The organism is Paenibacillus hexagrammi, assembly GCF_021513275.1.
In the GTDB taxonomy this organism is placed as follows: domain Bacteria; phylum Bacillota; class Bacilli; order Paenibacillales; family NBRC-103111; genus Paenibacillus_E; species Paenibacillus_E hexagrammi.
In genome coordinates, this window is the sequence record NZ_CP090978.1 from 1,112,590 (window position 1) to 1,137,397 (window position 24,808).

The following is a 24,808-nucleotide window of genomic DNA, read 5'->3' on the forward strand; positions in this document are numbered from 1 at the left end:
AACATGTCCCTACGATTACGGCTAACGCTTTGGTATTCCGGCATCTTGGCGGCTACAATGCTCGTTTTCGGCATCGGGCTTTATTTCTTTCTCAATTACTTCTTGTATGACGGTGTGAAGGACGAGCTGAGTCAAGAAGCACAGATCACATACTCCCGTGTGCAAAAAAGTGTAGCGCTGTCGCTTAAAGGATTGGTTGTCGACCTGGAGCTGGAGAACAGAGATCTCTATTCCAATAACCTGCTGCTGCAATTATATAATGTGAAGCTCAAGAGCCTCGATCGTTCTGTCGTGCTGCAGCTTAATGAAATTAGCTTGCCTGTACCACCTGTTGAGAAATTCAAGGGAACTACTGCATATTTCGAGAAAACGAAAGTAGCCGGTCAAGATATATTAATTTACTACATGGGCATTTATGATAGCTTTAATCAACCTAATGAGTTGATAGGTATCCTTGAAGCTGCATTTCCAATCGGTCATTATGAGACCACGCTGTTAAAACTGCGTTATGCGCTGATGTTATGGGCGATAGTAACGATTGTCCTAGCAGCATCCTTCGGTTGGTTCATGTCCAGAAAAGCATTGAAACCCATCGATCAGGTCATTGAAGCGGCTAATCAGATCGAAAGCGGCGACGATTTAGAAAAACGAATACTTTATGAAGGTCCACGCGATGAAATTGGACGGCTAACCGATACAATCAACGGTATGCTTTCCCGCATTCAAGTGACCTATTCAGAGCTTGAGGAGGCGTACCGGGCTCAGCGGCGTTTCGTATCCGATGCATCCCATGAGCTGCGAACCCCGCTCACTACAATCCGAGGGAATGTAGATCTCCTGGAAAAAATGTGGAAATCCACCTCGGGAAGCACGGAGCTTGCAACACCGGACCAAATGCAAATATCCTTGGAAGCCATGCAGGATATCGCAGGCGAAGCACAAAGAATGAGCCGGCTGGTGAATGATTTGCTGGCGTTAGCGAGAGCGGATGCAGGTGTAGAGATGGATAAGACTCAGCTGCCCGTACTTTCACTCGTTCAAGAGGTCGTTCGCAGATCCCAATTCCTGACGCGCACTGCAGAGTGGCAGGTAGGGGACTTGAGTGCTCTTGAAGATGCTGTTGTATATGGAAATAGGGATTATTTGCAGCAGCTTCTGTTTATTTTTATCGAAAATGCCTTTAAGTACACCAAAGAGGGCTATGTGAAGCTGGATGCACTGCGCTCGGATGGTCTGGTCGGAATTCGAATCGAAGATTCAGGTATCGGGATGAATAAAGAGGATGTGCCGCACATATTCGACAGGTTTTACCGAGCTGATTTATCTAGGGGACAAACGTCGGGAACGGGGCTTGGTCTTTCCATCGCCAAGTGGATCATAGATGAGCACGGGGGCTCTATTGAAGTCAAAACCCGTAAAGATGAGGGAACGACATTTATCGTATGGATTCCGGCAAGCTTTCCTCTGACTGTGTAATCCGGTATAATAAGAGGAAAACACAATCGGAGCGGGTGGAAGCTATGGAAGTTGTCAAAATTTCGCCGAGAGGATACTGTTATGGTGTCGTCGATGCTATGGCATTAGCCCTACAAACGGCAAAAAACATCAATCTGCCTCGTCCTATTTATATATTAGGAATGATCGTACACAATTCACATGTGACCGACTTTTTTAAAGAAGAGGGCGTCATTACCCTGGACGGCGAGAATAGGCTCGAAATTTTGGAGCAAGTCGACAAGGGTACGATTATCTTTACAGCACACGGTGTTTCACCGGAAGTAAGGCGCATAGCTAGGGATAAGGGACTTACAGTCGTAGATGCCACATGTCCGGACGTCACCAAAACACATGATTTGATCAGAGAAAAAGTAGCTGAAGGCTATGAGGTTATTTACATCGGGAAAAAAGGGCACCCGGAGCCGGAAGGGGCTGTAGGGGTTGCGCCAGGCCATGTTCACCTTATCGAAAGGCTGGAGGAAGCTGATCGGTTGAAGCTGAATCGAGAACGCGTCATTATAACCAATCAGACAACGATGAGTCAGTGGGACATTAAGCATATTATGAACCGTTTGCTTGAGTTGTTTCCGAAGGCAGAGATTCACAATGAAATATGCCTGGCAACGCAAGTGAGACAGGAAGCCGTAGCGGAGCAAGCCAAAGAAGTCGACCTTGTTATAGTCGTAGGGGATCCGAAGAGCAACAACTCGAATCGCTTGGCACAAGTTTCCGAGGAGATCGCCGGAGTTAAGGCTTATCGCATTGCTGACATCACCGAAATCAACCGGGACTGGCTCGAGCATGTGCGTAAAGTAGGGGTAACATCCGGAGCTTCTACGCCAACGCCTATTACGAAGGAAGTTATCGCCTATTTAGAAAATTATGACCCCAAAGATGAAACCACCTGGGAACTCAAACGTACTATTAATATGAAGAAGCTCATTCCGGCCGTAAAGTCCAAAGCTGCCGGTAGTGAATAGGCAGCACTAATTCAACTCGATAGGATTGAGACCAGCATGCAAAGCGCACAGAAGGTGAAAACAAAACAAAGTCGTTACGATTGGAAGAGCACCAAGCGTTGGTTCAAGTATAAATACTTGCTTCTTTTGCGCGCAAAAGGAGGACCTTCTAAGGTTGCCAGGGGGTTTTCCATCGGATTAGCGGTTGAAATGTTCACTTTGCCTACAGCAGGGTTTGCTTTCTTGCTGATTTTTCCACTTGTGTATGTATTACGCGCAAATTTACCGGGAGCCTTAATTGGATTCGTATTCGGTAAAGTTATTTATATTCCGCTTGCCTTTCTCAATAAACAGGTCGGCGAGGTTTTGGTGCCCAAAGAGTTCAAGCACTATTTGATCCACCACTTGCCACATTTATTATCGAATATTGTTCGGGGAAGCCTGGATTTAATTGTTGGCGGTATGGTAGTAGGAACGGCTCTGGGGATTGTGATGTATTTTCCAGTGCTGCTGCTGCTCAAATATCATGCAAACCGAAGAAAAGAAAAACGGAGAATTCGCAAGGATCAATTGGTTGTACAAGAAAAAGCTGAATAGAAAATAAATTAATGCTTGACGAAAAATCGTCAAGCATTGTATATTTACTTTAGTGATTAAAAGCATAAAAGCGAACAAGCGTTGAAGCGTTTAAGAGTGTAAGTGAATGGGTTAATAATGACTCAATACTATATATTAATTATTCAAGGAGTGTGGAGAGAATGATCGCAATTACATCGAATAAAACTTCCGACGAGAGAATTCAGGAGATTGTTCAATTTATTGAAAAGCAAGGTGTTACAGCGCATGTGTCCAAAGGGGAGGACCGCACCGTTATCGGAATTATTGGTCAAGCCGATCCTAAACTTGCCGAGCAGCTTCGTCAAATGTCAGGCGTTGAGCAGGTTGTGAAGATCTCAAAGTCTTACAAGCTGGCTAGCCGTGATTTTCATCCTGCGGATACGGTAATCAAGATTAAAGACGTAGAAATCGGCGGCGAACAGCTTGTTATTATGGGCGGACCTTGCGCGGTAGAATCCCCAGAGCAAATTGATGAGATTGCGCGCTTAGTAAAAGCGGCAGGCGGTCAAGTCCTTCGTGGTGGAGCATTTAAGCCAAGAACAGGTCCGTACAGCTTCCAAGGCGTTGGTGTTGAGGGCTTGATCATGATGGCGGAAGCGGGCAAAAAGCACGGACTTCTTACCATTACAGAAGTAATGACTCCTGAATACGTGGATGTATGTGCCGAGTATGCTGACATTCTGCAGGTGGGAACACGCAATATGCAAAACTTTGATTTGCTGCGCAAGCTGGGTACCATTCAAACACCGGTACTTTTAAAGCGCGGATTCAGCGCCACCTACGATGAATTATTAAATGCAGCGGAATACATTTTGGCCGGAGGAAATCCGAACGTTATGCTGTGCGAACGCGGTATTCGTACTTTTGAAACGTATACTCGCAATACCTTGGACTTGTCAGCAATTCCAGTGCTTAAACAGCTCAGCCATCTTCCTGTAATCTCGGATCCAAGCCATGGTACTGGCCGCCGTGAGTTAGTTGAGCCTATGACGAAAGCGTCGGTTGCAGCAGGTGCAGACGGACTTATTATCGAAATGCACACGGATCCTGATAATTCCATGACAGGAGACGGTGTTCAGTCCTTGTTCCCTGATCAGTTTGCAAAATTGCTAGTCGACCTTGAGAAACTTGCTCCTCTAGTTGGCAAACGCTTTGATACGAAAAAAGAGCCAATCCTGGCGTAATGTTCCCCCTGGAAGGGGCTGAAATTCTTCGAAAAACGGAGAGTTTCAGCCTCTTGCTTTGCTTTTTCACAAATCTGTGAACAGTGTAAGAATAGCTAACACATCGATAAAAAATACCTTACATAAGTATTGACGGTTCGAAGTTAAAAGCTATATAATATGTGCAAGATCACAAGAAAAAGTTGAACAATCATCATGCAAAGTACGTTGAATGTACGGAAATAGGAGGGTTTTTTAATGTCAGTTCAAAACGTGTTGAGTCTTATTAAGGAAAAAAACATTCAGTGGGTAGATTTCCGTTTCGTAGGTCTTTCCGGTAAACAGCAGCACATTTCTCTGCCTGCTTCCGAAGTGGACGAAGAAACTTTCGTGAACGGAGTTGCTTTTGACGGTTCTTCCATTCCGGGTTTCCGTGGTATTGAGCAATCCGACATGGTAATGATGCCAGATACCGAAACTGCGTATGTAGATCCTTTCACAGCTCACCCAACTTTGGTTATTATGAGCAACATTCACACTCCTGAAGGCGAGCGTTATGACCGCGACCCGCGCAGCATCGCTCAAAAAGCAGAAGAATATCTGCAAACAACAGGTGTTGGTACAACTGCATTCTTTGCTCCTGAATCCGAATTCTTCATCTTTGATGATGTTCGTTACGAATCCAGCATGAACAAATCATATTTCGAAGTTGATTCTGAAGAAGCAGCTTGGAACACTAGCCGCAAAGAAGAAGGCGGAAATCTGGGATATAAAATTCCTGTTAAAGGCGGTTACGTTCCAGTAGCTCCTACAGATTCCCAACAAGATATCCGTTCCGAAATGTGTAACCTTTTGGCTGATGCTGGTCTTCGCATTGAGCGTCACCACCACGAAGTTGCAACTGCAGGACAAGCAGAAATCAACTTCCGTTTTGATACATTGACTAAAACAGCAGACAACCTGCTTAAATACAAATACATCGTGTCCAACACAGCTAGACAATACGGTAAAGTAGCTACATTCATGCCAAAACCATTGTTCGGCGATAACGGTAGCGGTATGCACGTTCATATGTCCATCTTCAACGAAGGAGAGCCTTTGTTCTATGAAAAAGGAGCATATGCGAACCTGAGTGAATTGGCAATTAACTACATCGGCGGTATCCTGTACCACGCTCCAGCTTTGATCGCTTTGACTAACCCTAGTACAAACTCCTTCAAACGTCTGGTTCCTGGTTACGAAGCGCCTGTTAACTTGGTATTCTCCAAAGGTAACCGTTCCGCGGCTGTTCGTATTCCGATCGCTGCTGTTACACCTAAAGGCTGCCGTATCGAGTTCCGTACTCCGGATAGCACAGCTAACCCTTACTTGGCGTTCGCAGCTATGCTGATGGCTGGTCTTGACGGTATCAAAAAGAAAATCGATCCTCGTGCTCTTGGATACGGTCCTTTCGACAAAAATATCTATGAAATGTCCGATGCAGAAAAAGCAGAAATCCGCAGCGTACCTGGTACATTGGATGAGGCTTTGGATGCTCTTGCAGCTGATTCCGACTTCTTGCTTGAAGGCGGCGTATTTACTCAAGACTTTATCGATAACTATATCGATCTTAAGCGCGGCGAAGCAAAACAAGTTTCTATCCGCATTCATCCGCACGAGTACTCCTTGTACTTCGATTGCTAATCATAAGTGCTTATTTGATTGCTCTCATAACAGCTGGTTCTTTGGCATACATTTGCCAGAGAATCAGCTTTTTCAATTAGTATTAGGTATTATCTATTTTTAAGAAAAAACGCGATAAAGAGGAGATTTTAATGAAAATTGTCATTGTAGCGGGAAGCAACCGGAAAGAAGCCAGCAGCACGAGGCTAGCCGAATATATCAAGCTGATCATGGAAAGCAAGGGAATCCAGGTTTCTTTTATTGATTTATACAAAACTGCCCTGCCGTTTTACTCACCTGATGAGATTAATGGCGAGCACGAGGGATTGTCTGTTATGAAAAAAGCGATGCAGCAGGCTGATGGAATCGTTCTTTCTTCTCCTGAATATCACGGCAGTATGACAGGTGTGTTAAAGAATGCTCTCGATCACGTAGGCCAAGATCAAATTGGCGGCAAAGCGGTGTTGTCTGTAAGCTCGGCTGGAGGGGCTGTGGGTGTCAGCACCTTGCAGCATATGCAGGCTACAGTGAGGAATTTGCATGGTATTAACTGTCCGGAGTGGATTTCAATTGGCGGCGAACAACGAATCAGCTTTATGGGGCCGTTAGATGAAGGTGCTATGAATCCAAACCTCAAGCTTCGCATTCATAAAGCGATTGACACGTTCCTGCAATTAGCGACAGTGCTTGGAAAACGGGAATAGTTCATAGATGGATATCGCGTATGGTTCGCTATCTGCATTTCTAGATCTAGCTATGGCCATGGGCTACAAATTGAAATTAGCGTAAATACTATACCTTTGAACGCTTTTAAAAGGAGTAGGTTGAATTCAGATGGAATTGGGGCCAATTTCCGACCATATCCGACATCATCTGCGAATCCTGTTTGTTGGGTATAATCCAAGCATTCGCTCAGGTGAAACCGGACATCACTATGCCAATCCAACGAATCGGTTCTATCGAATTCTGCATGCCGCAGGTTTGACCGATAGGCTTTACTCGGCAGCGGAGGATCAAGATTTGCTGGATATCGGCTACGGTTTCACGAATATTGTCGCAAGACCTACATTGACTGCTGCTGAGATCAAACCGGAAGAGTATAAGAAGGGCAGAGAGACTCTTCGTGAAAAAATAAAAACGTTCCAGCCTCGAATTGTTTGTTTTGTCGGTAAGGGAGTCTATGAACAATATAGCGGTCGAAAAGGAATCGTCTGGGGCGCTCAATCGAACCCCGTCGTTCGGTCTAGCATTGAATATGTATGTCCGTCCTCCAGCGGACTCGTTCGAATGAAGTTGGATGAGATGGTGTCGATTTTTAGCGGTATGCGGGCATTCATGGAGAAAGAGGAGGAATGCACATGAACATTCCTTGGCTGGAATGGGCCAAACAAATTCAAGCGATATCCCAAGCTGGTCTGGAATACGGTGAGAACGGGTACGATTTGGAGCGTTATGAGATGCTTCGCAGCATCAGTGTGGAGATGATGAGCTATTTCACGGACACACCGGTGGATAAGGTAAAGGAGCTCTTTGCAAGTGACAGCGGTTATGCGACGCCGAAGGTTGATGTGAGAGCGGTCGTATTTCAGGAGGACAAGATTCTTCTTGTCCGGGAGAAAGCCGACGGCGCATGGTCGTTGCCGGGGGCTGGGCGGATATCGGCTACACACCCTCCGAGGTCGCCGTGAAGGAGACGAAGGAGGAAGCCGGCTACGACGTCAAGCCGGTTAGGCTGCTGGCGCTTCTGGATAAGAAGTGCCATCCGCATCCGCCCTCGCCGAACCACGTCTACAAGATATTTATCTTGTGCGAGCTGGAAGGCGGGGAAGCTTTAACGGATGCCCTAGAGACGACGGGCGTCGGTTTTTTTGCCGAGAACGAGCTGCCGCCGCTCTCGACCGAGCGAAACACCGTCAGCCAATTGCAGACGATGTTTCAGCTAGGACGCGGACCGGCACAGCAGGTGCTGCTGGATTAAGGAATTTGAATGCACCGACGAGCGGTCAGGACTTAGTGGCAGGTTGAAGGTTGTATTTTAATTTAATTAGGAAGATCAGAGAAAGAAAAATTCACTGCTTATTCGAGCAGATTTGCCATGAAAGTATTGCAGTGGCGTACTCCGAATGATTGGCACATTTTCACAAAATCTATACACGGGAATCTGGTTGCCAAGGACTAGATATCAGTCTCTATGTATGGAATCTACATATGGGAATCTACATACCCAGAGACTACAATAAGATCCTGAGTGAGCGTGCTGCTTGCCGCTGTGCAGCAAGCAGCAATTATTTATCCGCCGAGCGGGAATTCGCCGATCGGCTCGTACGACGGCTGCCGGCCCAAGTGGCTGCGGTAGAGGACGATGTCCTCTACCCGCCACGCGGGCCAGACCGCCGCAGGCGCCGCCTGCGCAAGCGCGGCGCGGCGAAATGCCCCCGCCGCTGTGCGGTAGCGGCGGGCCAGCGTGATGTGCGGCCGGTAGCCCCGGGCTTCGGCCGCGAAGCCGTGGCGGGCGCAGGCGCCCGTCACCTCGCGCTGCAGCCTGTGCAGCGCATCGAGGTCGCCGGCGACGCCCGCCCACAGCACCGACGGCGCCGCCGGAGGGCCGAACACGCCGAGACCCTCGGCGTGCAGTGTGAGCGGCGGCTGCGCCGCGGCCAGCTGGCGCAGGTCCTGCGCCAGCGCATCAGTAGCCTCGGCGGAGGTGTCGCCGAGGAAGAAGAGCGTAACGTGGACGTCCTCAGGGTGCGTCCACTTCTGGAAGGGCAGCGCTGTATGGGCGCTGCTTCGCCATGCCTCCAGAGCTGCCTTGACGGGCTCTGGAGGGCGAATGCCGACGAATAGTCGGAAGTCGGCTGATTGTGCTGTCGTATTTTGCATTGATATCCTCCTGATGAAATGGAATTTGCGAACACAGCGGATGCTCTTCAGCTTAGCATTTCCATCTAAGGTTTTACTTGATGCGTGAAGCGAATCTTGCTATCATAGCCATAATACAAAAGCAAAGGTGTGGTTATTCATGGGAAATCGGGCCTACAATTTTAATGCGGGGCCGGCGGCTCTTCCACTCGAAGTGCTGCAGAAAGCACAGGAAGAGCTTGTCGAATTCAAGGGAATTGGCATGTCGATTATGGAAATTTCGCATCGCAGCGCCGAATACGAGCAAGTACATAATGAAACACAGCAGCTGTTGAAGGAGCTGTTCGGCATCCCGGACGGGTATCAAGTTCAATTCCTGCAAGGCGGCGCAAGCACGCAATTCGCGATGATCCCGATGAATTTCTTAAAGTCCGGTAAGGTGGGCAGCTATGTTCTGACAGGAGCATGGGCGGAGAAGGCGATTCAAGAAGCAGGCTTGTTTGGAGAGGTTGCGATCGCGGCCAGCTCCAAAGAACAGAAGTTCATGAAAATTCCTGATTTGAGCGAAATCCAGATTCACCCAGATTCGGCCTATCTTCATGTAACATCCAATGAGACCATTGAAGGCGCGCAATTCCAAAGCTATCCGGAGACAGGAAATGTGCCGCTGATTGCTGATATGTCCAGTGATATCCTTAGCCGTCCGGTAGATGTATCCAAGTTCGGCATGATCTATGCCGGTGCGCAGAAGAACCTGGGTCCATCCGGGGTGACAGTTGTCATCATCAAAGAGGACATGCTTCAAGATCTGCCGAAGACGATTCCGACGATGCTGCGTTACGAAATTCATGGTAAGAACAATTCCTTGTACAATACACCTCCGGTTTATTCGATCTACATGGTCAACCTTGTTCTGAAGTGGATCAAGGAGCAAGGCGGTCTAACTGCAGTTGAAGCAAAGAACCGTGAGAAAACAGGCTTGATTTACAGCGCAATCGATCAAAGCGGCGGCTTCTACCGCGGTCCAGTCGATGCAGGAAGCCGTTCCATGATGAATGTGACGTTCCGCCTGCAGGATGAAGAGCTTGAGAAGAAGTTCATCAAGGAGACGCAGCAAGAAGGCTTTGTCGGACTGAAAGGTCACCGCAGCGTTGGCGGTCTGAGAGCTTCTACGTATAATGCCGTGCCATACGAATCCTGCAAAGCACTGGCTGATTTCATGGTAGACTTCCAAAAGCGTAATAGCTAATTTTGTCGTAGCTTGTAAACGGCACTTAAAAGACTACCCTCGTTCGTACGATCGAACGAGGGTAGTCTTTTCTCTATATCTAGTATGTCAATCCGTAGATTTCCAAAAGATTTGTGACACTCCTTATCCCCACTTTATCCCCAATTCCTCCAGGGAATATCCCCATATATGGGGTGAGAATTTACTGTCCTTCAAACCGGATGAAGCCAGATACAGCAAGGATTCGCTTGAAATATTCATTTGTCAATCCCTAAATATGGAAGGCATTATCCACATATTATGTACTGAATAGTAGGTGGGTTATACCCAACATGACACTATTTTATAGGAAATCTAAGTCGATTTTCTCATTGACAAGCACAATATATTGATATAAATTTGAATCTATCAACTATATATCGTAATGAACAGGTGCTTCTAGTTTCATAGAAACGCAGCAGCTTAATAGGGAAGTCCGGTGCAAATCCGGCGCGGTCCCGCCACTGTTAGGCAGAGCTTACGTCTCACAAGCCACTGGTTTGCTTAGGTTTCTTGGACTGCAAATCGGGAAGGCGGACGCTAGCCATGACGCCAAGTCAGGAGACCTGCCTGTTCGTTGACACACCCCTACGGTTGATAGGAAGGTGTCCTGACTCCCACTAGATGTAGTAGTATGTACTCGTCCATATAGTGGCGTATTCGGTCCTTCAAGCATGCCGAATGCGCCATTTTCATGTGCCAAAAGGAGACAAGTTTCGATGCTGATTGCTTACGATTCGAAGACAGGTAATGTTCGCAGGTTTATCAAAAAAGTAAATTTGCCGGCCGTTCAGATAGATGAAGCGTTGAGGATGGACGAGCCGTTTGTGCTTGTAACCTACACAACGGGCTTTGGTCAAATCCCGGAGAAGGTCTCTGGCTTCTTGGAACGGAATCATGCCAGACTTCAAGGCGTAGCAGCAAGCGGCAATAAGAATTGGGGAGACGGTTTCGCCAAGAGCGCCGACCGTATTGCAGAGAAATACGGAGTTCCGGTGCTGAGTAAATTCGAATTGTCCGGAACACGTCAAGATGTACAGCGATTTGTTCAGGGGGTGCAAGCAATTGCGGCATATTGAGTTAAACAACGAGCTGTTGCAGCGTGGTGCCGATGGCTTCTTTCAATTGGAGAAGGATAAAGAAGCAGTTCGCGTATTTATGGAAGAAGTAAATCACAACAGCATGAGCTTTCCCGACACGGCAAGCAAGGTTCGTTACATGATCGAACAAAACTATTACGAGGATGTGTACGAGAAATATTCGGCATCCGAGGTTGAAGATATATACAAGATCACGCACGACTATCAGTTTGAATTCTCTTCTTATATGGCGGCTTCCAAATTCTATACGGATTATGCATTACGAAGCGATGACAAGACGCAATATCTGGAGCACTATGCGGACCGTGTGGCGATTGTAGCGCTTCATTTGGGGCGGGGTGATGTACATACAGCCAAAGATCTGGCCAAATCCATGATGGAGCAGAGGCTGCAGCCTGCAACGCCTACCTTCCTCAATGCCGGCAAGAGCCGCAGAGGCGAAATGGTATCCTGCTTCCTGCTGGAGATGGATGACTCCCTTAACTCGATTAATTATGTGCTCGGAACCTGTATGCAGCTTTCCAAAATTGGCGGCGGAGTTGCCGTTAACTTATCCAAGCTGCGCGGTCGCGGAGAGTCGATTAAAGGCGTTGAGCGTGCGGCTAAAGGCATTATGCCTGTCATGAAGCTGATGGAGGATGCATTCTCCTATGCGGACCAAATGGGTCAACGTAAAGGCTCAGGAGCTGCCTATTACAATATCTTCGGCTGGGACGTCATGGAATTCCTGGACAGCAAAAAGATTAACGCTGACGAGAAGACGCGTTTGAAGACATTGTCAATCGGATTAATTGTTCCTAATCAATTCTACAAGCTTGCTGAAGAGAACCAACCTCTTCACGTGTTTGCTCCTTATACCGTTTATAAAGCATACGGTCAGCATCTGGACGACATGGATCTCGATGAGATGTATGACGTACTACTCGCAGATTCTCGAGTGAAGAAGAAAGTCGTAATGAGCGCTCGTGAGATGCTGGTAAAAATTGCGACAACACAGCTGGAATCCGGCTATCCATATATTATGAACCGAACGAATGCGAACTTGGCTCATCCGCTGAAACAGATCGGCGCCATCAAGATGTCCAATCTGTGCACGGAGATTTTTCAGCTTCAAGAGACTTCTGGAGATCGGTGACTACGGCGCTGACAATATCATTCGTCGTGATATCAGCTGCAATCTGGCATCTCTTAACATTGCGAATGTGATGGACTTGAAAAAGCTACGCGAATCGGTGCACGAGGGCATGACAGCACTAACGGCTGTGAGTGACATGACGACAGTTGCTAACGCCCCTGGTGTTGCCAAGGCGAACCGGGAGCTGCATTCTGTTGGACTAGGTGCGATGAATCTGCACGGTTACTTGTCCAAGAATCGAATCAGCTATGAAAGTGACGAAGCCAAAGACTTCGTGCGCACCTTTTTTATGGCTATGAACTACTACTCCATTGAGAGAAGTATGGAAATCGCCAAGGAAAAGGGCAAAACCTTCGACGGCTTCGAGCTTTCGGAGTACGCGAACGGAAATTATTTTGAACGATATATCCAGACCGATTACCGGCCTGTTACTGATAAAGCGAAATCCTTGTTTGAAGGCATGCAGATCCCAACTCCTGACGACTGGAGCAGGCTGAAGGATGAGGTGCGCGTTCACGGGTTGTACCATGCCTACAGAATGGCTATTGCGCCTACGCAGAGCATTTCATATATTCAAAATGCCACGTCGAGTGTAATGCCGATCGTAGAGCCGATTGAAACGCGCACGTATGCGAATTCGACGACGTATTATCCGATGCCGTTCCTGGCACGGGACAATTTCTTCTTTTACAAATCCGCCTATCAAATGAATCAATTCAAGATACTAGATTTGATTGCAGAGATTCAAACGCATGTGGATCAAGGAATCTCGACGGTTCTGCATGTAAACAGCGACGTTACGACAAGAGAGCTTGCTCGTTACTATGTTTACGCTGCACGCAAAGGACTAAAATCGCTCTATTATACACGAACCAATCAGCTATCCGTTGAAGAATGTATTAGCTGTTCGGTATAACGGGAAGGGGAACAAATCGAACATGAGCAGCATCAAGAGAGCCGTCAACTGGAACAGACCTGACGATGATTTCACCATCACATTCTGGAATCAAAATATTATGCAATTCTGGACGGACGAAGAGATCCCGCTATCCGACGACAAGATGTCCTGGATGACGCTCAGCCCGGCCGAACAAGCGCTGTATATGAAGGTTCTGGGAGGGCTTACGCTGCTCGACACGATGCAGGGCGGCGTTGGTATGCCGAAGATTCTGGAGCATGTGGAAGGCCTGCAGCGTAAGGCTGTGCTCAGCTTTATGGGGATGATGGAGCAAATTCACGCCAAGTCGTACAGCAGCATTTTCACAACACTTTCTTCCACAGAGGAGATCAATGATATCTTCCAATGGGTGGAGGAAAATCCTTATCTTCAGTTTAAAGCCAATACCATCTCCCGCTATTACGACACGATTGAGACGCGTAAGCAGTTGTATATGGCGATGGCGGCATCGGTTCTCTTGGAAAGCTACCTGTTCTACAGCGGATTCTTTTACCCGTTATATTTGGCCGGACAAGGCAAGATGACCAGCAGCGGTGAGATTATTGATTTGATTTTACGTGATGAGAGTATTCATGGTCTCTATGTAGGCGTTCTTGCACAGGAAGTGTACGACGAGCTCAGTCCCGGGGAGCAGGACGAAGCCTATGAGGAGCTGAAAGGGCTTCTGGCAGAGCTTCACGCTAACGAGGAGCGTTACACGGAAGAGTTGTATGCCTCCATTGGTCTAGCTCAGGATGTGAAGGCGTTCTTGCGGTATAACGCGAATAAAGCCTTTATGAATCTAGGTCTGGATCCTGAATTCCCGGATGAGGACATTAATCCGATTGTTCTTAACGGGCTGAGTACGAAGACGAAGCAGCATGACTTTTTCTCAAAAAAAGGCAATGGCTATGTACGAACGATTCATGTGGAGCCACTTAGCGATGATGATTTTTCTTTTGATGATATGTAGACCGCAAATAAATAAGCTTATTCAGGTCAGCAGTACAGCTGATTTTGAATAAGCTTTATTTTCATTTAGGCCAGAGATTCCTTGACCGCGGGTTCTGTCAGCTTGTATCCGACATTTCGGATGGTCACGATATATTGCGGACTGCGGGCATTGCCCTCGATTTTGTCACGGAGATGTGAGATGTGTACATCGACTATGCGGGTATCACCGAGGAAGTGGTAGTCCCAAACCCCATGGAGCAGCTGCTGGCGGCTAAGCACCTTGCCACGATGCTTGCAGAGAAACAGCAGCAATTCGAATTCTTTTGGAGTAAGCTCTATGGGTGAACCGGCAACACTAACCTCTCTTTGATCAGGAAGCACACAAATCTGTCCGATTTGGATCGGTGCATCTTCATTGGCGGATGGAAGCGCTTGAATTCTGCGCATAATCGCTTGGATTCTGGAGACCAGCTCTTGCGGGCTGAACGGCTTCGTCATGTAGTCATCGGCGCCGTTATCAAGCCCTGCGATTTTATCTGTCAGGTCCTGCATGGCGGTGAGCATAATGATCGGAACGAGATTGTTCTGACTTCTCAGCTTTCTGCAGACCTGAAATCCGTCCATCTTCGGCAGCATTAAGTCGAGAACAATGAGATCGGGGCGAAAGGTTTGAATCGCATCGAATACAGCCTCACCATCGTAAACACAATGAACTTCAAAGCCTACTAACTTTAAGTTGAATTCTATGAGCATGGAGATGGAAGGTTCGTCATCCACCACTAAAATTTTTCTTTTCATCGACGGGTCGGCTCCTTTAATCGAATGATAAGTTTATTATGAAGGGGTTCTATCAACGACATATTAAGAAAAAGTTATCGCTATGTTAAATTGATTTCCTGCATGTCTTATAATAGGATAGAGAGTGAGGTGAATTAACGGAAATGGCTTTTCATATTGTACTCGTGGAACCGGAAATTCCGGCAAATACAGGAAATATTTCGCGCACATGCGCTGCTACAGGCACACATTTACACTTGGTCAGACCGCTTGGATTCGATACGGATGATAAGACGCTAAAGCGTGCAGGTTTGGATTATTGGCACTCGGTTAAGCTTGAATATCACGATTCGTTCGACGAGGTACTCCAGGCTTATGCCGGTCACCGTTTTTTCTTTGCAACAACCAAGGCGAAGAAACGCTACACGGATTTCGAATTCCAGGACGGGGATTTCTTTGTGTTTGGGAAGGAAACGAAGGGCTTGCCTGAGTCTTTGCTGAATCAGCATCCGGAAACATTGATGAGAATGCCGATGTCGGATGCGGTACGTTCGCTAAATTTGTCTAATTCGGCAGCTATTATCTTATATGAAGGACTTCGTCAGACCGGATTTGTTGGACTTACATAAAAGGATAATATATCTGACAGTAGTATGTAGGGATTCGCTCGCTGTAAGACAAAAGTCTTAAACTCTAGAATTATAAAATAATAGCCAAAACTAGAAGGAAATTCATAAAAAATGGCGAATAGGTAACATAATCAATGCGCTTACATCAATTGATGTTAGTTCTAGAGTCATAGTAAACGGAGCAGAAGAGAGGTGAAAGTCCTATGATGAAGCCTGCAGGAGTTGTACGTAAAGTTGATCAATTGGGACGAATTGTATTGCCCAAGTCGCTCAGAAAGAGATATCAAATGAACGAAGGAGACCCTGTTGAGATTTTGGTACAGGGCGACCATATTATTTTGGAAAGATACCGTCCCAAATGTGTCTTTTGTGGAAACATGGACGGAGTCAGCGAATTCAGAGATCGCCATATTTGCAGCGTGTGTCTCGGGGAAATGAATATGCTGAGATCGAAAGTATAAGGTTCAACTAAATGATAGGAAAGAAAAAGCATCGTCTCTATTGAGAAACGATGCTTTTTTTGTCGGACGTTGCAAGAGCTTTACAGACCACTAGTTTTGTCCTCGTTATAAGCGGCTGTCAACATCGCAATGATAAACAACGCGAAAGTTGTAATAACCAGCCAGAATGTGGATGATAATCCGAACATCGTGTTACACCTCCTGCAAGAATGAACGCATATGCATGGTTAAAATTTATTATACCCCAATTCTTGATGAAAAAGAAACGAATAAACTGTGAATTTTGCTATTTGCTATCCTATTTGAAAAATAGAAAGTGGGTAGCAAGCGGACGGAGCTTGCCGTCAGAAGGCTTGTTAATCAAGCTTCCATTAAAGATCAAGGTCGAGGACCCTCCACCGTCCAGGTTGTAGGCGTCGACGATACCGAGGCTCTGCATTTTATCTTGGAGCTCGGCTAATGTAGCACCGGAGTTTCCGCTTTCATCGCGTCCATCCGTAACAATAAAGAGCAGCTGGTCGTTCTTATAATTCGCCATAATCGTACGGGCCGCTCTAGCGGGTGATGTCTGCCACTGCGTTGGAATCGACGTCTTGGCACCGCCTTGCAGCAGGGTCGGCACAAAAGTCGAGCCCATCAGAGGATCCAGTGCGTCGAGCTGGGATTGACTGGTGAACTTGCCCCCAATCAGCTTACGCTCTTTATTCAATCCGATGAAGATGGTGCCATTATTGCTAGGGAAGAATCCGTTTAAGTATTTACCACCGATAACCGTAGTATCCAAAGGATACCGCCCACCTTTGTTATCATCTGCAAAACCTCCCGCATTCACTCCTGCGATGGCCCCATATCTTCTAACGGCATCTAGGGTAGTCTCGCTGCTTCCCATTTTATCTTTCCCAAGTACTAGTTTAATGGCCTTGTCGCTCTTCAGATTTACTTTAAGCGCGTAGCCGGAGTAATTGTTTTCATGAAGATCAAACAGTTTCAAATCAATATTACTTGAAGATACTTGGCCACGGGGGCTTCCCAGCTTGGCGGTAATACGGCTGTCATAAATGATTCCCGGCCGTGCTGCTTGTGCGGCGGCACTTTTCAGCATACTGGCAACTTCTGCTGTGCTTTTCTCATACAGCTCAAAGTATTTCTCGATATTCGTTTTGGTTATGGCAGCGTCACTCGCAGCTTGGTCCAGCTTACCGATGATCGTAACTGCGTCATTGTGTAAAGACAAGCCCCCTACAGCAGCAGAGGAAGGAGCTGAAATTTCAATGTGAGTGTTCACGAGCAACAGCCAAATCAGCATGCCCAGGAAGGAGCGCAGGCCAGCAGGAACATACGATTGATGGATTGGATAGGATTCATTATTTCAACACTTCCATATTCTTTTCAAGCTCATCCAGCTTTTGTTTCACCTCGGCAAGTTGCGTGTACAGCTGGTTGCTGTTGTCTGTCTTGCTATTAGCGCTGTCCTTGGTGAAGGCGAGCAGTTCGTTCAGCGCATCCACTTTCGTTTGCAGCGCAGTCATATCGGTCGTCATGCCCTGCTTGAGTTGGTCTAGCTGGCTTTGGTAATCCTCCTGAATGACCTTCAATTGCTGCTGGGTTTGCTGGGCGATGTCAGCTGATATTTGCTCCCTCAAGTGATTGGTGTAGAGCACGGCTGCTGCGACGCCGACTCCGATTAACAGAACCCACCCAAAGAACAGGAGGAGGTACGTTTTTCTTTTTACTTTCGATGCCTTCGATGCTCTAGGCAAAGAATTAGCTGTGGAAGTCTCGATAGGCATATTCATCGTTCGTGTCACCTCGGCTTCAATAATTATTTGATAAAGTAGGGTACATTCCGAGCTTCAGTAGCTTTTCTCCGAGCGTTGTTGACAGTGTGTTATTCGATTGAAATAAGAGCTTTTATCAACAAACTTAGCTCTTACAGCTGCTTTTTACGGTATTCGTTGGGTGAGAGGCCTTCTTGCTTTTTAAATACTTTGCTGAAGTATTTTTCATCTTGGTAGCCCACCATTTCGGCAACCTGAGTGATACGTAAATGCGGGTTAAGGAGCAGCATTTTAGCTTTGTCCATACGAATTTGACCCAAGTAATCGGATAGGTTCACCGAAAACTCTTGTTTAAATTTGCGTGAGATGTACTCCCGACTTAAGAAGAAGCGATTAGAGATGTCCTGAAGCGTGATGTCTTCCTGATAATGATTCTCTAAATATTTGGATATTTCAAAGATAACATTCTTGTCCTGCTGTTGATGATCAAGTAAAAACTTGGACAATTGCACCATGCTTCGTGTCAGCTGCTGCTGCCAGACATTCAAGGAGAGAATTCCTTGTTCATCTAATGGAACAATGACTCGGGATGCATCATCGGATAATTTGGCTTGGTACTGCTCTTCCGTTAGTCCTGGGATCTTCTCTATGGTCCAGCGCCGCTTCAGTACGCTGTATTCCCTCCACCACCGATCCAATTGATCCAAGCTGATGAAATCGACCTGCTTAAGCGCGTCCACCCATTGTTTGACGGCACCTTCGATCTGTTCGCTGCTGCCGCTTTGTACAGCAAGATGAATTCGTTCCTCGAAATCGCTGAACTCTGGAATACGTCCAGTAGATTTATAAGGCTTGTAAGTGCTGTGAATCCAGGCTTCTTTCGTAAGTAAGTTGCGCTGCCGCAATGCCTCCCTTGCTTCCTGGTACGATAGCGGTAGTCCTGATGGAAAGGGCATCTCCTTGCCAAGGCCGAAATCGACGCGACAGCGAAGCGTAAGTTTCATACCTTCGTTGATACTTTCAAGCAAAGCCTCCGTGTTATCGAGTTCTTTCCAGAACAACAACACAATTTCATTGTCGCTGTTCCAATGTCGGAAAGCGAAGCCGCGCTGCTTATCATGCAAAAATTCGTTACAAATGTTGATAAGCGAAAAGAAAAGGAGGTCCAGATTATGGACAAATTTGTCCTTCAGACTTCTTTCCATCGTATCTAGGCTGAGGATGGCTGTCCGGCAAGTTCGGGTCGGGCGCTCAAGCCCTAGCTCCTTTTCGAGCTGCTCGGCAGAATGATCATAAGATGATGGCTCGGCGAGCAAATTGGAGAGCAGCTTGTCCCAGTAGACAGGTTTTAATTGATTCATTTCAATATTCCTGTTTCTGTCAATCCGGCGCACTTCTTCTTCTTTATTCCAGGAATCTATCGCCTTATGAACCGCTTCATTTAATTGTTCGGCATCAATCGGCTTGAGTATATAGTCGGTGCCTCCGTACTTCACGGTGTGGCGAAGTAAAGCGAAATCATCGTGACCGCTAATGACAATGGTCTTACTCTCAGGACAGTTGCTGTGCAGCCATTCGAGCAGTTGGGCACCGTTTTTGTTCGGCATCATCATATCGGTCATAATAATTTCCGGTTTCTCCCGAATCACGCATTCGATAGCTCCGTCTCCGTCGGATGCTTCGAGAATTGTTGCAATACCATGCTGCTGCCAGTCTACGAGTAGGCGAATGGCGTCTCTAACGTGTTTTTCATCGTCGACTATGAGTGCTTTCATTGGTTATGTTCCTTTTGTAAGGGTATAGTAATGATGATTTTCAGACCTTGTGGCTCAACTGGGCAAAGTTGCAGCTCCGCTTCATCCGAATAATACAGTCTGATACGAAGTAATACGTTGCATAGGCCGATTCCGTCCTCAGAGGTGGAGGTTGCCTTGAGACAGCGTCTGACCTCCTGTATGCGCTCTTCCGACATTCCTTGACCATTGTCTTCGACTTCAATATAGAGCACATTATGATGTTGTTCTACAAGTTTCGCGGCATGAATGCGCAGATGGCCCGTACCCAGGCTCGGTTTAAAGCCATGCTTGAAGTAATTTTCTACGAGCGGCTGCAAAATCATTTTCGGAATCGGAATTGAATAGGTGCTATCTTCAATATCCAGCGAAATGTCAAATTGCTGTTCAAACCGCTGCTTTTGCAGCTCCAGATAGGATTTGACATGATCGAGCTCCTGCCGCAGCGGAACGATTGATTCGCTTGTATTCATGCTATAACGCATCATCTTGGCTAATGATGAAATGAGCTTGTAAATTTGCGGCACTTCATGCTGCAGTGCGAGGGTTCCGATAGATTGCAGCGCATTATTCAAGAAGTGCGGATTAATTTGTGCTTGCAGCGCCATCAGCTGGTTGGATTTATTGGCCAGCTCAAGTCTGTATTCCTTTAGTACCATCTGATTCAAATCTTGTATCAGGGTATGGAAACGATTAGCCAGAATACCGAGCTCGTCCGAACGAAGCAGGTCAATCTCCGTATTCAATTGTCCGGATTGGATTCGCGTGATATATCGAATGAGCTGCTTAATCGGCTCAGTAAAACGGATGGAGATATAGATGGTTCCGGCGACGGCTATGATTAAGAATAAGGATAGGATGGCTGTATTGATAATCGTGAGCTGTCGAGCATTCTTGTACAACTGAGCGTAAGGCACGCGCTTCACAAGCGTCCAGTCGACAAAATCCGTTTTCATTTTTTCATATTGATTGACTCCGGCATAGGAGCCTTTCTTCCATTCGTAGCTCCCGCTGTCCAACGTACTAGCTAGTGCTTCCTTGGCCCAATCTTGGTTCAGAAGCTGTCCCCAAGCTGCCGGATCGGGTCCAAAGATAATTCGCCCTGTTTCGTCAAGAATATATAAATCTTCCTCTCCGGGCTCGTACAAATCTTTCGTAATATCAGTAATTAAATTCATGTTTAGATCGATGACTAACTCTCCCAAAACACGGCTTTCGGCAAAATTGATAATTTTCCGATGCATAGAGATGACTGGAAAAGGAGAAAAATAATTCGTGAGCATGACTCCGTAAGAATGTGTCTGATGGGTGGTATCAAAGTAGACGTCTCGTCCTTCGGGAAAGTTGGGAAGTTCTTTATATTTTCCGTAAGACGGTGTTCCTTTCTCATTGACCATTAGATAAGACATGTTGCTTTCCTTGGCATACAGATAAATTTGCTGGATTTCTTTAATAGAATGAGACATGACCTGAAGGCTGCTTTTAATGACTTTATCACTGGTGTAGTCGATAACCTTCTTGTGATCCAAAATATCGTAAAAATTTTCGCTGGAATTGTAATTGGAGTAAACCGTCAGTGAAGCTTGAACGACACTATTCAAATAATTGATGACGTTGGTCTTGCCTTGCAGCATAAGCGCTGAGTTGTTTCTGATCGTATCCTCCGTTACTTTCTCCTTTGTAAACCAGTAGGTGACCATCATGGAAGTAGCAAACGGGATAAGCGTCGCGGCAAGTAAAAACAAGATCAACTTGTTGCGAATGCTGTTTTTGATCATGGGCATCAACTCGGTTTCTTGTAGTTGTTTTTCCCCTACATTGTAGCAGGTGAGGTCAACAAATTCCACCTAAAGCGTCACCAACGTCTGTGTTTTGCCTGTTGGAAACATTCTATACTATATCTACAGTAATTAAGCGTAAGGGGGAAATTCCCGTGAAAAACAACAAAGGAATGGCAGCTCTTCTACAGCAATGGGTGTTTGTCGGCCCGGCTCTGCTTTTCTTTCTCATCATCGTCGTCATCCCTTTTCTTATGAGCATTTATTATTCGTTTACAGAATGGAATGGTGTCGCGACTGATGTGAAGTTCAACGGCTTGGACAATTTCAAGCAAATTTTATTTAATGACACGGATTACCATAATGCATTCTGGTTTACGACTAGACTTACGGTAACAAACGTAATCTTGACTAACTTGGTCGGCTTTTTGCTCGCATTATTGCTGACGCAGGCTCTGAAATCTCGTAATGTACTGCGTACCGTGTTCTTTATGCCGAACGTCATCGGTGGTTTGCTTCTCGGATTTATTTGGCAGTTTATATTTGTAAAAGGCTTCGCGACTTTAGGTGAAATTACGCATATCGGCTTTTTCGAGCTTCCATGGCTTGGAGATGCACCTACGGCTTTCTGGGCCATTGTGATCGTAAGCGTATGGCAAGGTGCCGGGTATCTGATGATTATTTACATCGCTGCTTTGTCTAACGTTCCTAAGGATATGCTGGAGGCAGCCTACATCGATGGAGCTTCAAGGATGCAGGTATTACGCAGTATCATCGTACCGCTGATTATGCCAGCCGTTACCGTTTGTTTATTTTTAACCATTTCCTGGTCGTTCAAAATTTTCGATCTCAACTTCTCGCTGACAAAGGGCGGACCGTTTAACTCAACCGAATCCGTATCCATCAACATTTATCAAGAAGCGTTCCGAAATAATCGTTTTGGTTTAGGTACTGCAAAAGCATTTGTCTTCTTTATCGTCGTTGCGATCATTTCGACCATCCAAGTCATGTATACCAAACGTAAGGAGGTCGAGGTGTAATGGAATCGGCAAAAAAATATTCGGCGCGATTGTTTTCACTTGAAGTATTGGGCATCCTGGTCGCCTTGCTATTCTTAGTTCCATTCTATTTCGTACTGGCCAACTCGTTTAAAACCTTTCCTGAGCTTGCCATGAGTACGGCTAAATTGCCTAAAACGCTGTTCCTCGGCAACTACGAGAAGGTATGGACGATTATGAAGTTTCCAAAGGCTTTTTGGAACTCATTGTTCGTAACGGTCCTTAGTAATGTGGGCTTGGTCATCATCAGCTCGATGGCTTCTTATCGAATGGTTCGCAAACCAACGAAATTCAACAATCTCGTATTTCTAGGCTTTGTGGCAGCCATGGTCATTCCGTTTCAATCGATTATGATTCCGCTTGTTAAAGTCATGAGCTCCATTAACTTCATGGACAGCAAGCTGGGCTTGATCGGAAGCTATTTTGGCTTTGGCGTATCGCTCAATGTGTTCTTGTATCACGGATTTATTAAATCCATTCCTTTAGAAATTGAAGAATCGGCTACGGTAGATGGCAGCTCTTCCTATGGTGTATTCTGGAAAATTGTATTTCCACTGCTCAAGCCAATGACCATTACGATTATTATTCTAAACAGCTTGTGGATCTGGAATGACTACTTGCTTCCTTCACTAGTATTAAGTAGTCCGGAATTGCGCACCATTCCGCTAGCGACCTACTCATTCTTTGGTCAATATACGAAGCAATGGGACTTAGCTCTTGCAGGCTTAACACTAAGCGTACTTCCAATTGTAATCTTCTTCCTAGCATTGCAGCGCCATATTGTAGAAGGTATCACAGCAGGTTCGGTGAAAGGGTAATTTACAGCAATCGAGCTATATATTAGCAATCTGTTCAAGATATTCCACTTTACTGTTCAATATTATCCGTGTCATGGGTTTAAGAAACAATTTACAATAAACCATGTAAGCTATAAACCAACTAGGGCATACTAAACCCAGTGGTTGACGCGTAAGTGAAACGAACCAGAAAAAGGGAGGCTCACTCAAATGAAAAAACTGACAATGATCAGTATGGCAGCAGTACTTACCCTGTCTATCGTAGCAACGGGTTGCGGTAAGAAAACAGAAACAACACCAGCCCCATCCGCTTCAGCAGGAGCAGCAACGACAGCACCAGCAGCAGGCGGTAAAGAAGTAACGATCAAGATGTTCCAATTTAAAGTAGAAATCGCAGATCAGCTCGCTAAGCTTGTGGAAGAATATCAAAAGCAAAATCCAAATGTAAAAATTCAAGTAGATACAGTAGGCGGCGGAGCAGACTATGGTGCAGCTTTGCTTGCTAAATTCAACTCTGGCGACAAACCGGACATTTTCAATAACGGCGGTTTCTCCGACTTGGATAAATGGATCGACAATCTGGAAGACCTTTCCGACCAACCATGGGTGAACGATCTGGTTGATGTAGCGAAAGAGCCAATGACGAAGAACGGCAAGCTATATGGTCAACCATTGAACCTGGAAGGCTATGGCTTCATCTATAATAAAGACCTATTTGCTCAAGCAGGTATTACAGAACTTCCAAAAACGTACAGCCAATTGGAAGATGCAGCTAAGAAGCTTCAAGCTAAAGGCATCACACCTTTTGAAACTGGTTACGGCGAATGGTGGGTACTAGGTAACCACTTTGCGAATCTTCCTTTTGCCTATCAGCCTGATCCAAACGCGTTCATCGACGGTTTGAACAAAGGTACAGCAAAAATTCCTGGCAACGAAGTATTCAACAATTGGGTTAAATTGTTCGATCTTCAATTGCAATATGGTAACAAAAACCCGCTGCAAACTGACTACAACACACAAGTAACTGATTTTGCAACTGGTAAAGCAGCTATGACGCAGCAAGGTAACTGGACTCAAGTTCAAATCTCCAAAACAAATCCTGATTTGAAAATCGGCTTCCTGCCAATGCCAATCAGTGATGATGCAGCTGCAAGCGATAAACTCTTCGTAGGGGTACCAAACAACTGGGTTATCAATAAAAACTCACCAGTAAAAGATGAAGCCAAAAAATTCTTGAACTGGTTGGTAACATCTGATGTAGGTAAAAACTATATCACGAATGAATTTAAATTCATTCCTGCTTTCAAATCCATTACTGCTGACGAAAAAGTTCTTGGGCCTCTAGCTGCTGACATTATGACTTACAGTAAAGCTGGCAAAACATTGAGCTGGAACTGGTTCAAATTCCCTGGCGGCGAAGCTACAAGTAAGAAATTCGGCGATGCTATGCAAGGTTATATTGCGAAGAAATATACGAAAGATCAAATGCTTGATGAGTTCCAAAAAACTTGGGATAGCCTCAAGAAGTAATACAAAAGAAGCCTCAGCGATCTCGCTGGGGTTTTTGACTTTTTGATACATTTATT

Annotated in this window: 21 protein-coding genes, 2 pseudogenes and 1 riboswitch; of the genes and pseudogenes, 17 read left to right on the plus strand and 6 right to left on the minus strand. The window is 46.0% G+C overall.

Translation table 11 applies throughout. The features are described from left to right. Positions 1-3 precede the first annotated feature (3 nt). From L0M14_RS05035 to L0M14_RS05070, 8 genes and pseudogenes are all read left to right on the plus strand, one after another. Entirely contained in the window at positions 4-1,476 is a 1,473-nt protein-coding gene (locus L0M14_RS05035; RefSeq protein WP_235121124.1) for a sensor histidine kinase, read from the plus strand. A 44-nt stretch (positions 1,477-1,520) separates the two neighbouring features. Continuing rightward, the gene (locus L0M14_RS05040) at positions 1,521-2,477 is read left to right on the plus strand and encodes a 4-hydroxy-3-methylbut-2-enyl diphosphate reductase (protein WP_235121125.1); all 957 of its coding nucleotides are present in this window, start codon (positions 1,521-1,523) and stop codon (positions 2,475-2,477) included. Positions 2,478-2,513: 36 nt separating this feature from the next. Continuing rightward, positions 2,514-3,053, plus strand: coding sequence for a DUF2062 domain-containing protein (locus L0M14_RS05045; RefSeq protein WP_235121126.1), 540 nt, complete (start codon positions 2,514-2,516; stop codon positions 3,051-3,053). Positions 3,054-3,214: 161 nt separating this feature from the next. Beyond that, entirely contained in the window at positions 3,215-4,258 is a 1,044-nt protein-coding gene (gene aroF, locus L0M14_RS05050; protein ID WP_235121127.1) for a 3-deoxy-7-phosphoheptulonate synthase, read from the plus strand. Positions 4,259-4,495: 237 nt separating this feature from the next. Next, entirely contained in the window at positions 4,496-5,920 is a 1,425-nt protein-coding gene (glnA, locus tag L0M14_RS05055) for a type I glutamate--ammonia ligase (protein WP_235121128.1), read from the plus strand. Positions 5,921-6,051: 131 nt separating this feature from the next. Next, complete coding sequence (locus tag L0M14_RS05060) at positions 6,052-6,603, plus strand: NADPH-dependent FMN reductase (protein ID WP_235121129.1); 552 nt, start codon at positions 6,052-6,054, stop codon at positions 6,601-6,603. Positions 6,604-6,739: 136 nt separating this feature from the next. Then, a complete protein-coding gene (locus L0M14_RS05065; RefSeq protein ID WP_235122820.1) occupies positions 6,740-7,261 on the plus strand; it encodes a mismatch-specific DNA-glycosylase in 522 nt (173 codons plus the stop codon). Further along, positions 7,258-7,877 (plus strand): annotated as a pseudogene (locus L0M14_RS05070) (NUDIX hydrolase). The gene L0M14_RS05065 and the pseudogene L0M14_RS05070 overlap by 4 nt, the downstream one beginning before the upstream one ends. A 311-nt stretch (positions 7,878-8,188) precedes the next feature. On the opposite strand, the gene thpR reads toward L0M14_RS05070, so the two are convergent. Then, positions 8,189-8,779 (minus strand): RNA 2',3'-cyclic phosphodiesterase, encoded by a 591-nt coding sequence (gene thpR, locus L0M14_RS05075; RefSeq protein WP_235121130.1) that lies wholly within the window; start codon positions 8,777-8,779, stop codon positions 8,189-8,191. A 139-nt stretch (positions 8,780-8,918) separates the two neighbouring features. On the opposite strand from thpR, the gene serC reads away from it, so the two are divergent. From serC to nrdF, 4 genes and pseudogenes are all read left to right on the plus strand, one after another. Further along, complete coding sequence (gene serC / locus L0M14_RS05080; protein WP_235121131.1) at positions 8,919-10,007, plus strand: 3-phosphoserine/phosphohydroxythreonine transaminase; 1,089 nt, start codon at positions 8,919-8,921, stop codon at positions 10,005-10,007. Positions 10,008-10,399: 392 nt separating this feature from the next. Next, positions 10,400-10,613: riboswitch (cobalamin riboswitch) on the plus strand. A 131-nt stretch (positions 10,614-10,744) separates the two neighbouring features. Then, positions 10,745-11,104 (plus strand): class Ib ribonucleoside-diphosphate reductase assembly flavoprotein NrdI, encoded by a 360-nt coding sequence (gene nrdI, locus L0M14_RS05085; RefSeq protein ID WP_235121132.1) that lies wholly within the window; start codon positions 10,745-10,747, stop codon positions 11,102-11,104. Further along, positions 11,091-13,176, plus strand: a pseudogene (gene nrdE / locus L0M14_RS05090) (class 1b ribonucleoside-diphosphate reductase subunit alpha). Before nrdI ends, nrdE begins: the two are co-directional and overlap by 14 nt. Positions 13,177-13,198: 22 nt before the next feature. Next, the gene (gene nrdF, locus L0M14_RS05095; RefSeq protein ID WP_235121133.1) at positions 13,199-14,170 is read left to right on the plus strand and encodes a class 1b ribonucleoside-diphosphate reductase subunit beta; all 972 of its coding nucleotides are present in this window, start codon (positions 13,199-13,201) and stop codon (positions 14,168-14,170) included. Positions 14,171-14,235: 65 nt separating this feature from the next. Here the strand turns inward: nrdF and L0M14_RS05100 are convergent, their stop codons facing one another. Next, positions 14,236-14,949: a response regulator transcription factor gene (locus tag L0M14_RS05100; RefSeq protein WP_235121134.1), complete on the minus strand. Its 714-nt coding sequence runs from the start codon at positions 14,947-14,949 to the stop codon at positions 14,236-14,238. Between the two features lie 143 nt (positions 14,950-15,092). Between L0M14_RS05100 and trmL the strand changes: the two genes are divergently transcribed. Both trmL and L0M14_RS05110 read left to right on the plus strand, forming a co-directional pair. Beyond that, positions 15,093-15,557 (plus strand): tRNA (uridine(34)/cytosine(34)/5-carboxymethylaminomethyluridine(34)-2'-O)-methyltransferase TrmL, encoded by a 465-nt coding sequence (trmL, locus tag L0M14_RS05105; RefSeq protein ID WP_235121135.1) that lies wholly within the window; start codon positions 15,093-15,095, stop codon positions 15,555-15,557. Positions 15,558-15,763: 206 nt separating this feature from the next. Next, the gene (locus tag L0M14_RS05110) at positions 15,764-16,018 is read left to right on the plus strand and encodes an AbrB/MazE/SpoVT family DNA-binding domain-containing protein (protein WP_235122821.1); all 255 of its coding nucleotides are present in this window, start codon (positions 15,764-15,766) and stop codon (positions 16,016-16,018) included. A gap of 298 nt (positions 16,019-16,316) precedes the next feature. Here the strand turns inward: L0M14_RS05110 and L0M14_RS05115 are convergent, their stop codons facing one another. The 4 genes from L0M14_RS05115 to L0M14_RS05130 all read right to left on the minus strand — a co-directional run bounded on the left by L0M14_RS05115 (position 16,317) and on the right by L0M14_RS05130 (position 21,436). After that, positions 16,317-17,252 (minus strand): phosphodiester glycosidase family protein, encoded by a 936-nt coding sequence (locus L0M14_RS05115; RefSeq protein ID WP_311198836.1) that lies wholly within the window; start codon positions 17,250-17,252, stop codon positions 16,317-16,319. A 130-nt stretch (positions 17,253-17,382) separates the two neighbouring features. Then, on the minus strand, positions 17,383-17,814 hold the full coding sequence (locus L0M14_RS05120; RefSeq protein ID WP_235121136.1) for a hypothetical protein: 432 nt from the start codon (positions 17,812-17,814) through the stop codon (positions 17,383-17,385). 134 nt (positions 17,815-17,948) lie between these two features. Next, positions 17,949-19,571, minus strand: coding sequence for a response regulator (locus tag L0M14_RS05125; protein ID WP_235121137.1), 1,623 nt, complete (start codon positions 19,569-19,571; stop codon positions 17,949-17,951). Further along, positions 19,568-21,436: a cache domain-containing sensor histidine kinase gene (locus tag L0M14_RS05130; RefSeq protein ID WP_235121138.1), complete on the minus strand. Its 1,869-nt coding sequence runs from the start codon at positions 21,434-21,436 to the stop codon at positions 19,568-19,570. The genes L0M14_RS05125 and L0M14_RS05130 overlap by 4 nt, the downstream gene beginning before the upstream one ends. 104 nt (positions 21,437-21,540) lie before the next feature. Between L0M14_RS05130 and L0M14_RS05135 the strand changes: the two genes are divergently transcribed. The 3 genes from L0M14_RS05135 to L0M14_RS05145 all read left to right on the plus strand — a co-directional run bounded on the left by L0M14_RS05135 (position 21,541) and on the right by L0M14_RS05145 (position 24,752). Beyond that, on the plus strand, positions 21,541-22,407 hold the full coding sequence (locus tag L0M14_RS05135) for a carbohydrate ABC transporter permease (protein WP_235122822.1): 867 nt from the start codon (positions 21,541-21,543) through the stop codon (positions 22,405-22,407). Continuing rightward, entirely contained in the window at positions 22,407-23,243 is an 837-nt protein-coding gene (locus tag L0M14_RS05140; RefSeq protein ID WP_235121139.1) for a carbohydrate ABC transporter permease, read from the plus strand. Before L0M14_RS05135 ends, L0M14_RS05140 begins: the two co-directional genes overlap by 1 nt. A 189-nt stretch (positions 23,244-23,432) precedes the next feature. Continuing rightward, on the plus strand, positions 23,433-24,752 hold the full coding sequence (locus L0M14_RS05145; RefSeq protein WP_235121140.1) for an ABC transporter substrate-binding protein: 1,320 nt from the start codon (positions 23,433-23,435) through the stop codon (positions 24,750-24,752). Positions 24,753-24,808: the final 56 nt, after the last annotated feature.